Genomic DNA, 12,683 nt, shown 5'->3' on the forward strand with positions numbered 1-12,683 from the left:
TTTCAATGCCTCATATAGAACATACGGATTATTATTCAAATATACTGGGAATAAGCCTTAAAGTAGAAGTAACAGGACATTACGGCCATCCTATCATCATGTTTCCTACTTCCCAGGGACAATATACCCAAAATCACGATTTTCATCTCAATGGAAGCATCAACTGGTTCATAGAACAGGGAAAAGTAAAGCTTTATAATATTCAGACCATTGACAGCTGGAGCTTTTATGATGAAAAAATATCTCCTCAACAAAGGATAAAGAACTATGAACGGTATGTGCAGTTCCTGATCCAGGAATTTGTTCCTTATATTCAGAAACTTCATAAAACACATCGTGTAGCGGTTGCCGGGGCGAGCTTCGGAGGGTACCATGCTGCCAATTTTGCGTTTAGATTTCCGGATGTAGTTTCTCATCTGTTCTGTCTTTCCGGTGCATTCAGCATAAGGAATTTCATGGATGGGTATTCCGATAATCTGGTGTATTTCAACTGTCCAAGGGAGTTTGTAAGGAACGATGAGGCCTGGAAATACAAACATATGCATATTGTGCTGAGCACTTCAGATCAGGATATATGCAAAGATAAAAATATTGAAATGGCTGAAATTTTAAGGATAAAAGGCATTGATTTCTGGTATGATGAAAGAAAATGGATCGGACATGACTGGCCTTTATGGAGAATGGTGTTTCCTACATTTATAGGAACATATTTCTCTTAACCTATAATTTTTAAATCAAAAAAATATAAAATTAACCGCAAAAGTTTTAAAAGGCTTTAGATCACTTAGAATAAAAGGTCTTCAAAAAAATTTAAGTGCTCTTATTTGCAGTTTATAAAATAGCTTAAGTGTTTAAAATAAAGATTTTTAAATTGTAAAAGAAAATCAATGTTTTAACGCTTAAGTTTTTAAAAACTCCGGAGGAATCCGGGGTTCTGTTGAAGATAAAATAGAACTATACACCCATTTTAAAAACAAAAATTATGACAAAAAAAGTAGGAATTCTATTCGGTATGGAAGATACATTTCCCTGGGCATTTATAGAAAAAGTAAATGAACTGGGCAGCGGAGATATCATAGCTGAGCCGGTGACCATCGATAAGCTGGAACAGGGTGCAGACTATGGATACGCGGTGATCATCGACAGAATTTCGCAAGACGTTCCCTTTTACAGAGCTTACCTGAAAAACGCAGCACTTAACGGCACTTATGTGATCAATAATCCGTTCTGGTGGAGTGCTGATGAAAAGTTTTTCAACAACGCCCTGATGTCTAAGCTCGGCATTCCGCTTCCCAAGACCGTTTTGCTTCCGTCACACGAAAGACCTGACAACACTTCGGAAACCTCATTCAGGAACCTCAAATTTCCGCATGACTGGGAATACATCTTTAATTATGTTGGCTTTCCTGCCTACATGAAACCCCATGATGGCGGTGGATGGAAAAATGTATACAGGGTAGAGAATCCTGATGATCTCTGGAACAAACTGAGTGAAACAGAACAGCTGGTGATGATGGTACAGGAAGAGATTATTTTTGACGATTATTACAGGGTTTACTGCCTGGGAAGAAAATATGTTCACATTATGCCTTATGAGCCGAGAAACCCACATCATTTGAGATATGCCACAACGCATCAGACTCAAGGTGAAGAACTCGAAAAGCTACTGAAGACCATTCATGATTATACAATTAAAATGAACGAGGCACTGGGGTATGATTTCAATACCGTGGAATTCGCAGTAAGAGACGGTATTCCTTACGCCATCGATTTCTGCAATCCTGCTCCGGATGCGGACAGAAATTCTGTAGGAGAAGAAAACTTCGCATGGATCATAGAGCATGCTGCAAAATTAGCGATTGAAAAAGCTAAAGAATATGTTCCGGGGAAACCTAATATCACCTGGGGAACCTTTGTGAAAGATTCAATAAAATAAACCATTGAAAAAGAAATAAAAAACACAAGAAAAATGCATCAGTTTACTATTGGAATTGAAGAAGAGTATCAGATCATCGATGTCGAAAGCAGAGATCTGGTCTCTCACGTTTCGAAAATCATTGAAGGTGGCAAAGCGGTTTTAAGTGAAAATTTAAAGCACGAAATGCACGAATCCATGATCGAAATGGAAACGGGGATCTGCCAGAATATTCAGGAAGCCAGAGCAGAATTAACAAATTTAAGAAGGCATCTGATCAATACTGCCCATGAACAGGGGCTTCGTGTTTCCGGAGGAGGCACCCACCCTTTTTCGCACTGGTCAGAAAACAATATTACACAAGGGGAAAGATACATCAAAATTGTTGATGACATGGGAGATGTAGCCCGTGAAAACCTTATTTTCGGACTTCACGTTCACATCGGGATTCCCAATCGTGAAGAAGGGGTAAGAATTCAGAATGTGATGCGTTACTTCCTGCCACACGTCTATGCACTTTCCACCAATTCACCTTTCTGGATCGGGAGATATACCGGTTTCAAGTCTTACAGACAGGAAATTTTTGTAAAGTTCCCAAGAACCGGAATTCCGAGTTATTTTAATTCTCTTGCGGAATTTGACAGCTATGTTGACCTTCTGGTAAAAACCGGAACCATTGATAATGCCAAGAAAATCTGGTGGGATTTACGTGTTCACCCATTCTACCCTACGATCGAATTCCGGATCTGTGATATGCCTTTAAGGATTGACGAAACGGTCTGTCTTGCCGCTATTATGCAGAGTCTGGTAGCTAAAATTTATAAACTTCACCAGCAGAACCTCAGCTTCAGAAGCTACAGAAGGCTGCTGCTGAACGAAAATAAATGGCGTGCTTCCAAAAGCGGTATCGAAGCTCACCTGATCGACTTTGGTAAAGAAGAGTCTGTTCCTTATCCTCATCTATTAAAAGAACTTTTAGAGTTTATTGATGATGTCGTAGACGATTTAGGATGCCGGCAGGAGGTTGAATACGCATGGAAAATTCTGGAAAACGGAACCGGTGCCGACCGACAGCTTCAGATCTTTAAGGAAACAGGTGATCTGACGAAAGTTGTAGATTATATGATCTCTGAAACGGAGTACGGTATCACACACGGAGAACCCGCTTCATAATATTTTTGGTAACTTTGCAAAAAATATGATGTAATGAAAGATATTCGAATTGCTCTGTTGGATATGAACAACAACCATGTCAATCAAGGCTTTAGAAACATTAAGGAGATTTCTGAAGCATTTCAGCAGAACTCTGAAGAAAATGTAATCATCAAGACATTTGATGTGAGGTTTAAGGATGAAATGCCGGAGATTGGAGATTTTGATATTTTTATTTCTTCAGGCGGACCCGGTACTCCACACAGAGAAGGTTTTGCATGGGAAGACCGATTTTCCAATTTTTTAGATGCCGTTTTTGAACATAACCGATACAGTGATGATAAAAAATATCTCTTCCTGATCTGCCACTCATTCCAATTGGCAAGCATTCACTGGAAGCTGGGTAATATCTGCAAAAGAAAGTCTTATTCTTTCGGAGTAATGCCTGTTCACAAAACCAGGGAAGGCAAAGACGAATTTTTATTCAAAAACCTTCAGGATCCATTCTATGCAGTGGATTCCAGGGCTTACCAATTTATTGAGCCGGATCACGAACGCTTTGAAGAGCTGGGAATGACAGTTATGGCTATTGAAAAATTCCGTCCTCATATCAATCTGGAAAGAGCCGTAATGGCTGTTCGTTTTTCGGATGAAATATTCGGGACCCAGTTTCATCCTGAAGCCAGCCCTGAAGCACTGATCGAAAACCTGAAAGATGAAAAGAACCGGGAAGCGATGATCGAAAATTTCGGTATGGAAAAATACCTTGAAACCATGGACAGAATTGATGATGAAGATAAGATCATCCTGACCAGAAACCAGATCTTACCGAGATTCCTTCAGTTTGCAAAAAAAAACATTTTGAAAGAAGTTGAATCTTTAGCTTAATAAAGTCAGGAAGCTGGAAGAAGGGGGCTGGGAGTTACTATTCGTTAATAGACTTCTATACACCTTTTTAATTAAGATCAGGTATGATTGATTGATCTTATATTAATTTATTAATTATTCGGATCTCAAGAACTTCCCTCTTCCTGCTTCCAGCTTCATATCTATAAAAATCGGACAAAAATGTTCGATTTTTTTAACACCACAAAGAAAAAAAATATGATCCCAAAATACAGAAAACAGTTTAACCAGGAATTTTCACAAGAAAAATATCAGCAGCTTAAAGATATTTTAAAGCAAAAAGGAGGTATAGAACCTACTTTCAGGATTTCGGAAAGTCCGTTATTTCTTACCAAAGAATTTGAGGGCAAACTTCTTGACGCCAGTGAAAGTATTATCAGCCAGATCAAAGCACTTCCGGCTGAAACTCTTCAAAAAGCCGTTCCTGATAACTGCAGGGTTCCCAATGATACGGACCAGCCCCATTTTTTCACCATAGATTTCGGGATCTGTAAAAGTGAGAATGGGACGATCGAGCCTCAACTGATCGAACTTCAGGCTTTTCCTTCACTTTATGCCTTTCAGAAGACCTTTGAAGATACCTTGTGTGAAGTCTATCCTTTTCTTTCGGAGATCCGGAACACAATGCCTCAGGAAAGCTTTGAAAAGTACCTAAAGGAATTGATCGTTGGTGATGAAAATCCTGAGAATGTCATTCTTCTTGAAATTTTCCCCGAAAAACAGAAAACGGCTATTGATTTCGCCCTAACGGAGCGTTTATTAGGCATAAAAACAGTATGTCTGACCAAAGTAAAAAAGAAAGACAAAAAGTTATATTATGAAAATAACGGGAAACTTACGGAGATCAAAAGAATCTACAACCGGGTGATATTTGATGAGCTGGACAGAATCCCGGATCTTACCACTGAATTTGATTTTCGTGAAGAGGTTGATGTGAAGTGGATCACTCACCCCAACTGGTTCTTTAAAATCTCAAAGTTCCTTTTACCACTACTGAAGCATCAGTTCGTTCCTAAAAGTTACTTCCTGCATGAATTTCCTGAAAACGAAAATCTTGAAAATTTTGTATTAAAGCCTTTATTCTCATTTGCCGGAAGCGGGGTTAACCTGAATCCTACCAAGGAAATTACAGATGCTATTGAAGATAAAGAAAACTATATCCTGCAAAGAAAAGTAACCTATGAACCGGTCTTTGAAGACATCAACGGAGAGTTTTCCAAAGCAGAGATCCGTTTATTATATATCTGGAGAGAAAATGATGACCAGCCTATTCTGCTGGAAAACCTTGGAAGAATGACAAAAGCCTCTATGGTGAATGTAGACTTTAATAAGAAAGATGCGATATGGATCGGAAGTTCCAATGCTTTTTTTGCAGAAAAGTAATTGTAATTATTTATTTTAGGTATGGATAGAAAAGCGTTTATTCAAAAATCATTCATGAAGCTTTATTATATCTAATAACCTACTCTTAAATCATGAAAAAAATCTTTCTTCTACTGGCATTTTCAAGTTTCTTTTTTAAAGCAAATGCACAGGAAAAAATATCGTCAAAGGAAACCATCGGAAGATTTGAGGATAAAAAAAACAATTATATAGGAAAAAAAGTTAAAGAACTATTAAAAGATTTAAAATTGGATATTCAACTGGTTACTTTTGGAGGAGGTACACCTGAAACCAATAATTTTATTACAATAAGGTTTATTGATGATATCAGAAATTCTGATAAAAATGCAAAATCAGCCAAAATAACACTTTTCATTAAGGAACATGACAGTGCCACTAACAAGTTATTCCAAGGCACTTCAGGTCTCAAAAAAAGAATTAAGAGAGACCATATAAAATTTAAGACCAATGAAGACTTATTAAGAGAGTATGAAAATCTTACTATAATAGAAATTTATGCTAATTCTGATAAAAACTAAATTTTAACATTTTCAATATCTGTAGTTAAAAGTATCGGCGGAACCAAAGGTACTGGTACGCTTGAAATCAAATGAAAACCCTTGAAATGAGTTTTGTGTAATAACGGCTCTTTTCAGGGGTTTTTCTGTTTTTAGCATATAACTATTTTTCTGTTAAAATTTAAGATTCTTTCATTGAATTCTGTAAATGTTGGAATTCGGTTGACACAAAATCCAACACTTAATTTTCAACTCTGGCTCGTAATATATGAAATGTAATTTATTTAACCAAATTTTAACATGTGACAATTTGTCCGATTATGAAAAATTTCGTATCTTTGCACCCCTCAAAAAACTTGAGGTAGTACTACTATTTAAAATCATTTAATTTATGCTAAAGACAAAATTTTTTGTCAGACACAAGTCTGGCGAAGGCGTAACGCCTATTTATGTAAGAGTAACAAACGGAAGAGCGTTTGACTTTAAAACTCCAACAAAAGAAACCTGTATTGCTTCCCATTGGGATGTTGATAATGGCATGATGAAAGAGAGATTTTTCATTGAGCAAAAAGGTAAATTAGTTGAGAAAAGAGACGGAGCAACGAGAGCATTGATACTACATAGTAAAGAAATCAATGCAAGGCTTCAAGAGTTAGAAAAGAAGATTGAAAAATCTTTTAAAGAATCAGAAGGAGTTGAATTTAACTTAGAATGGCTTAAAAATATTATCAATCCGCCCGTTGTCAAAGAAAATACTATCCCCGATGATTTTGTTGCTTATTGTGATGTTTTCACCGAACAAAAGAAACATAGTGTGAGCGAAGAGTATTTAGGTAAAATCAACCGCACAAGGGATATGGTAGCAGAATTTTTAAAGTATTCTAAAAGGAAAAGCTTGAAATTCAATGAATTGAATCAACAATTTGCTTCCGATTTTGGAACTTATATGATTGAAATAAGAAAGTATGCTAAAAATTACGTCTCAAATACTTTAAAATTTATCAGAATTGTTGCTAATCATGCTGAAAGAAACGGCATTAAGTTAAATCCTCAAATAAAATTGGTTAAATCGAAATTAGAAAAAACAATATTTCAAATTTTGACACCTGAAGAATTGGAAGTGATTGATAATCATGTCTTTGAAAATGAAGACTTTGACAACGTAAGAGATTGGCTACTTATTTCTTGCTACACAGGTCAAAGAATATCTGATTTTATGAGATTTGAATTGGATATGTTCAGTAAATCGAAAAATAAGGATGGAAAAGAATTTTACTTCTTAAACTTCACTCAAGATAAGACGGAAGAAATTCTTCAATTGCCAGTTCATCCAAAGGTTTTAAAAATTCTTGATAAGAGAGGTTTTGAATTTCCTAAAAAGTATTACACTGACAAGTATAACAAATTAGTAAAGAAAGTTTGTAGGGAAATTGGAGTTGAAGATAAATGTTTCGGTGGCGTTCAAAAAGAAGGAAGAAAGGCTTTTGATACATACTCAAAACATGAGCTTATTACAAGCCATATCGGGAGAAGGAGTTTTGCAAGTAACAATTACGGCAAAATACCAACCCCTTTGCTAATGAAGGCAACAGGACACAAGAGTGAAGCTATGTTTTTAAGGTACATCGGAAAAGTAGACAACCAACAATCACACGCACTCGCCAGTTATTTTTATGATTAATCAACTATTAAATAATAAGACAGAATGAATAAACTATTAGAAAACCCGCTTTTAAAGCATGATTTAATGTCAATTGACAAGTTTGTATGTAAGTGCGGAAATCTCGGATTTTTGCACCCTAAAATGAGCTTACAAATGATATTTTTTGACTGTAACGAAGAAACAGAAATTTTGGAACAAGAATATGACGGGAATAATCCTTTTCATGTGTACTTTGTCAATTATAATAAGGTGCTTCCAATTTTTGACTTCGGAATGTTCTATAATGCAACTGCACAAATATTTTCGGATTTGTCGCACGGTTTCAGAAAAGAACTTAGAAATTATTTACTAACTATTAACGATTTAACCACAAAAAGACAAACTGCCTATGAAATAAAACTACATTTTATTAATATTGGTGAGATTTTATCTTCACTTGAAAACCTTAACCCAATCCAAAAAGAAGTAGTAGACTATTTTACAACTCAATACAATAAAGAAATTGAGCATTTGGATAAGTTATGTGTACAATATTCTGAATCGTTTTCAGGCGATTCTGGCGTGTCAAATGATGAAATACTACAATCTGTCATTGAAAGGATTTTAGCTGAAATAATGGCTGATTTGACGGCTAAAATCAGCTCTTTGGAAGAAAGATTATTACCTGAACTTTTATCAATCAAAGAAGCTACTGATTTCTTAGGGGTGGGTGAAACTACTTTTTGGAGAATGAGAAAAGCGGGGTTGATTCCAGAGTATATGCTTGGAGCACAAACCTACTTTAAACCACATGAGATTGTAAACTGTCTCGTAAGAACGAATTAATCTATCTGTAAAGTAGGATTTTTTCCGTCCTACTGCCCCCAACACCTAAAATTTTATTGAATGATCTCAAGCATTAGTGAAGGCTTATGTTAGCTACTGCTTTTGCTTGAAGTCTATTTTATTAACCATCCTTATTTCTACTAAAGATTTGAGGATTAATGCTATATGATTTAATGAAACAAACAGTAAATAAAAATGAATTAATGGTTTTATTACCATTGTCACTCGATTATTCCCTTATAGAAAATGAGGGGAGCGAAAGAATTAAAGATTTTGATATGAACCGCATTAAGTTTATTATCGGGCGTATTATTTATAGCTCCGTTGTATTTGTAAAAGCCACAGAAACAGAAAAGTATAACCACCATAGCATAATTAATAGTGATACTTGGATTAAACATATCGGAAAAAATTATTTAGAATACATTCAACTTTTGATAGATTTAAAATATATCAACCGAAAACCGTATTACGCTGGAAAAGAAAGTTTTGGATATGGATTTTTAAAGCCTTTGCGTTTTTCAAGAGTGTTTGCGGAAGTTATTCAAATAAAAAATGCCGATGATTTAAAGTCTACCACCACAAAAACAAGCTATGTGAAAAAGTATGAAAAGCCTTTAATTGACTTTTTCGATAATACGAAATTTTCAATTGATACCAACCTAGCCGAAAATGATGTTTTTGAAGCCTATTTTATGGAGGGTAAATATCCAATCAAAATTTCACATGGTGAGCCAGATAAAGAGGGATTAGCAACTTATACCTATTATCTTATGGCTATGAAAAACATGGTGAAATTCATGAATGGGATTTACAGTTTTTCAAGAGGTAGTAGTAAAGTTGGGAAAGGTTACAAAACAGTGGGGAGGTTTTACAATCCATTTGCAAGATTGAATAAAGAGATCAGGAAACATATGTTTTATGACAATAAAAAAATCCACGAAATTGATGTTAAGAATAGTATTCCATATTTCTTATCTAATTATCTATCTAGCGTTAGATATAGGGTAAGTAAGAAGCGAGTAGATAGAATAAAAGATAGTTTCCATATATATATGAATTCTGAATCTTTCAAAACCCTCATGGATACTGAGGTTGAGGACTTCAAAAAATTATGCGTGTCTGGTGGGGTGTATGATGTGTTTATTGATAGACTTATGGAAATATACGGTGAAGAATGGGCGAAAACCTACAAAAGATTATTTTTAGTGGACTACACCAACTGTTATGAGAAGAACAGGGAGTTAACGAAGAAATTATTATTGTCTATGTTTTTTGCTAAAAACTCTCAATATGAAAAGGTTCAACAAGTTTTTGCCGAGCGTTATCCTATAATTTATGACTTCCTAAAAACCAAAAAGAAACAAGGCTACAAAAAGATTAGCAAACAACTTTTTGAAATGGAAGGATTTATGATTGTGGATGTGTTGGCAAAAGAATTAATCAAAGAATACAGGCGTGAAATTCCAGTTTTTACAATTCATGATAGTATAGCAACTACAAGTGACCATGTAGAAGCCGTAAAGAGCCGATTTAACGAAGTGTTTTACAGAAACTATGGTAATGTGCCAACTTTGTCAATATCATAAAAAAACAGGCTTGTTTTGAGCCTGTTTTTAAATTAAGCAATTTTATCAACTATTTTCTTCAACAAACTTTTTAAAATCCTGTAAAAATTTGATAAACTCATCGTGATTCAAATCCAAATCTTGTTTTTTAGATTTCTCTCCCGCCCTTTGTTTCATTAGGTCTACAAAGAAAACTCCATATTTATTGCTTCGGAAGAAAACATCCTCGTTTTGCCAGTCAAAGGATTCATCAGAATCTTTGTTTTTGCTTTGTTCCACACCGTCAATTAAACTTTGAATTTTTTGTGGTGTCCAATTCCAGCTCCCAAAGTGGTTTATAGTACTTTCTTCACTCTGAATAGAGTGTAAGATTGTGTCTCCCCACATATCTTTTTTAAATGTATATTTCATTTTGTATAATATTTTTATTTTATAACAGTGGATATGCATTCATAATATTTCCTGCATCATCAACCTCAATTAATATGTCAAACCTACCTGAAGAGTCCCTAAACTTATATTGTTTAAATTTTTTGCCTAATGAGGCTGGATTCACTCCTTGTCCTTTAGCTACGGTATTTTCATATACATATGCAATTTCCTCCTGTATTCTTTTAACATCCCAATTTTTTGGAAACATAGAAGATTCTGCATTTTTCACTAAATAGCCATCTTTGTATTTTATACTGATTTTAGCCTTGAAAGGAACATCATCTGCCAATTGTGCCATAGAATAAACTCCTTCAGGGTCTAATATCTTCTCTAAGTCTATTGCTCCGTTTAAGATTCCCGACCCTCTGTGTCCCCCTTGGGAAACTAAGACTTCATCTGTGTATTTGAAACCCGAAGGCAGGTTTTTTATAAAAAGTTCAGTATTAAACTCTCCTTCAAGATGGTTGAAAAAACCTTTGTCAAATTTACTGAACCATTTTCCGAAAGCCAATTTACGTAATCCTTCTACATCATCTGTCAATTCATAAAATTTTTTCTTCAGGTAGTTCGCAAAATTTCCATTCTTTACTGCTTCTACTAACTCTAAAAATTCCTTCTTTAACCATTTCCAAAGGTCTGCTAATGAACTACCTACTTTCTTTCCTAAATTTTTAGAAAAGTTTATCGCTTTTCCTAATTTTGCTGATTTTTGAGATACTCTACTAATTTTACCCGCAGCTTGTGCTATCTTTTCAGATATTTTTCCAGCAAGAGATGCACCCCCTGTAAAATAGGCGATAATAGCATCCAAAATAAGTTCAAAAGCAATAGCACCTACAAAGTATGCCCAAAAATAGTCATTAAGTTCTGAAAATTTCTTTTTCAACACGTCAGTAAATTGTGAAATTTCTTTCCAGATTTTACCTTTGCTAAAAATATTTTTAATTCCGCTAAGAAACTCTTTTGAGCTTTCAGCAACTAAATCTACAAAATCTTCAATGAATTCTAACTTTTCCTGATGTTTTGTAAGTTCTAAAGGGCTTAATTTCTCCATGTTTAAAAAAGGGAGATTATCGGTAATCATGGCTAATAACATAATTACTGTTTGAGCCAATGAGATAAGACCGTTAAGTAAGCCACATAAGAAAGCATTGATTTTTGCAACTTCCTGATTAATTTTTTCTCCTATAAAAGCCCCAATCCCAGAAATGACATCTAAAACATCCTTAAAGAATGATTTGAGTTTATTATATACATTTTTAATGCTTTCAGGGATATTATCTTCTATCAAATTCTTTAAATAGAAGACTACAGCAAAGAAAATATCGTCCGCTATTGTTGGGGTTGCTTTAACAACAGTTGAAACTATTGCCAGGGAAATTTCATCAAAATAATCTACAAAATCTTTGAGCTTGTTAAATCCTTCACTTGCTATTTCAGAAGCATTCTGCATAGTTTTGTATTCTCTCGCAGAAATAGGAACAGGAATGATGGGCTTATATTTTGCTTCTTGTTTTTGAAATCCGCTTGTACTTACTTTATTTTGATAAGTACTGTACATCGGTAATACAAAATACTTCTCGTAATCATAATTTTCTTCCGTGAATTTCCAACTTTCAACAGTTTCAACACCTCCTCTAAGCCAATCAGCCAATTGATTATTTAAAGAAAATACCTTTTTAAAGGCTTCATTCAATTTGGTTTGTTCTGCAATTTCCAAATAGATTGCACCCTTTAAAAGAGTTTCATTTATCTTTTTATCATCTGCAAGCTCTCTAACAAGATTGTCAAACCCACTTACTGTTATTGATTCTGTTGGAGTTACATACGTGGTATTTTGATTATTACTATAAATTCTATTAAAAAAGTTTTTGGCATCTTTTCCCATTTTTACCCGACAGGCAGTACCAAAAAAGTTACTTTTTTTAGGGTCATCTTCTTCATAGAAAACTTTAAATTGTTTCTCTTCTACCCCCTCTTTTTCGTATCTATCAAACACTTCAACACCACTCTTACATAGTATGAAAGTATATTTTATGCGATCTGTTTCTTTAGTTTCGGGGATTTTATCGAAATCTTCGGGAGGAACAACAAATGTTTCAAAAAACACACTGTTTTTTCCATAAGGACTGTCAAGGTTTCTACTCAAGACATAATCTAATCTTTGCATCATAATAGTGAATTTTAATTATTATGAGCCAAATGTAAGTGCCTATAACGTCAAAACCTGTCGCATTACAAACAGGTTTTGAACTATTTAACATTTTTCTTTCTCAAAATGCTTTTTCAGCGCATTAATACCGAGTTTTAAACCTCGCATG

Annotated in this window: 11 protein-coding genes; 9 read left to right on the forward strand and 2 right to left on the reverse strand. The window is 34.7% G+C overall.

All coding sequences use genetic code 11. The annotated features are described in order from the left end of the window. Positions 1-5 precede the first annotated feature (5 nt). The 9 genes from AC4IF5_RS08290 to AC4IF5_RS08330 all read left to right on the forward strand — a co-directional run bounded on the left by AC4IF5_RS08290 (position 6) and on the right by AC4IF5_RS08330 (position 9,951). On the forward strand, positions 6-719 hold the full coding sequence (locus tag AC4IF5_RS08290) for an alpha/beta hydrolase-fold protein (RefSeq protein WP_490733450.1): 714 nt from the start codon (positions 6-8) through the stop codon (positions 717-719). A 263-nt stretch (positions 720-982) separates the two neighbouring features. Continuing rightward, a complete protein-coding gene (locus tag AC4IF5_RS08295) occupies positions 983-1,936 on the forward strand; it encodes an ATP-grasp domain-containing protein (protein WP_490733452.1) in 954 nt (317 codons plus the stop codon). 33 nt (positions 1,937-1,969) lie between these two features. Continuing rightward, positions 1,970-3,088 (forward strand): carboxylate-amine ligase, encoded by a 1,119-nt coding sequence (locus AC4IF5_RS08300; protein WP_490733453.1) that lies wholly within the window; start codon positions 1,970-1,972, stop codon positions 3,086-3,088. Positions 3,089-3,121: 33 nt separating this feature from the next. Further along, on the forward strand, positions 3,122-3,955 hold the full coding sequence (locus AC4IF5_RS08305; RefSeq protein WP_490733455.1) for a type 1 glutamine amidotransferase: 834 nt from the start codon (positions 3,122-3,124) through the stop codon (positions 3,953-3,955). Between the two features lie 216 nt (positions 3,956-4,171). Continuing rightward, positions 4,172-5,356: a hypothetical protein gene (locus AC4IF5_RS08310; RefSeq protein ID WP_490733457.1), complete on the forward strand. Its 1,185-nt coding sequence runs from the start codon at positions 4,172-4,174 to the stop codon at positions 5,354-5,356. 92 nt (positions 5,357-5,448) lie between these two features. Next, positions 5,449-5,895, forward strand: coding sequence for a hypothetical protein (locus tag AC4IF5_RS08315; RefSeq protein ID WP_490733459.1), 447 nt, complete (start codon positions 5,449-5,451; stop codon positions 5,893-5,895). A gap of 370 nt (positions 5,896-6,265) precedes the next feature. Then, entirely contained in the window at positions 6,266-7,555 is a 1,290-nt protein-coding gene (locus AC4IF5_RS08320; RefSeq protein ID WP_490733461.1) for a phage integrase SAM-like domain-containing protein, read from the forward strand. Positions 7,556-7,579: 24 nt separating this feature from the next. Beyond that, positions 7,580-8,362 (forward strand): helix-turn-helix domain-containing protein, encoded by a 783-nt coding sequence (locus AC4IF5_RS08325; protein ID WP_490733463.1) that lies wholly within the window; start codon positions 7,580-7,582, stop codon positions 8,360-8,362. A gap of 173 nt (positions 8,363-8,535) precedes the next feature. Further along, positions 8,536-9,951, forward strand: a complete 1,416-nt coding sequence (locus AC4IF5_RS08330) for a hypothetical protein (RefSeq protein ID WP_490733465.1) — start codon at positions 8,536-8,538, stop codon at positions 9,949-9,951. A gap of 45 nt (positions 9,952-9,996) precedes the next feature. Here AC4IF5_RS08330 and AC4IF5_RS08335 read toward each other — a convergent pair whose 3' ends face one another. Together AC4IF5_RS08335 and AC4IF5_RS08340 are read right to left on the reverse strand one after the other, a co-directional pair. Beyond that, positions 9,997-10,341, reverse strand: a complete 345-nt coding sequence (locus AC4IF5_RS08335; RefSeq protein ID WP_103232455.1) for a hypothetical protein — start codon at positions 10,339-10,341, stop codon at positions 9,997-9,999. 19 nt (positions 10,342-10,360) lie between these two features. Further along, positions 10,361-12,535 carry an EndoU domain-containing protein gene (locus tag AC4IF5_RS08340; protein ID WP_490733467.1) on the reverse strand — a complete coding sequence of 725 codons (2,175 nt, stop codon included), beginning with the start codon at positions 12,533-12,535 and terminating at the stop codon, positions 10,361-10,363. Between the last annotated feature and the right edge of the window lie 148 nt (positions 12,536-12,683).

This window comes from Chryseobacterium sp. UF-290, from assembly GCF_058245615.1.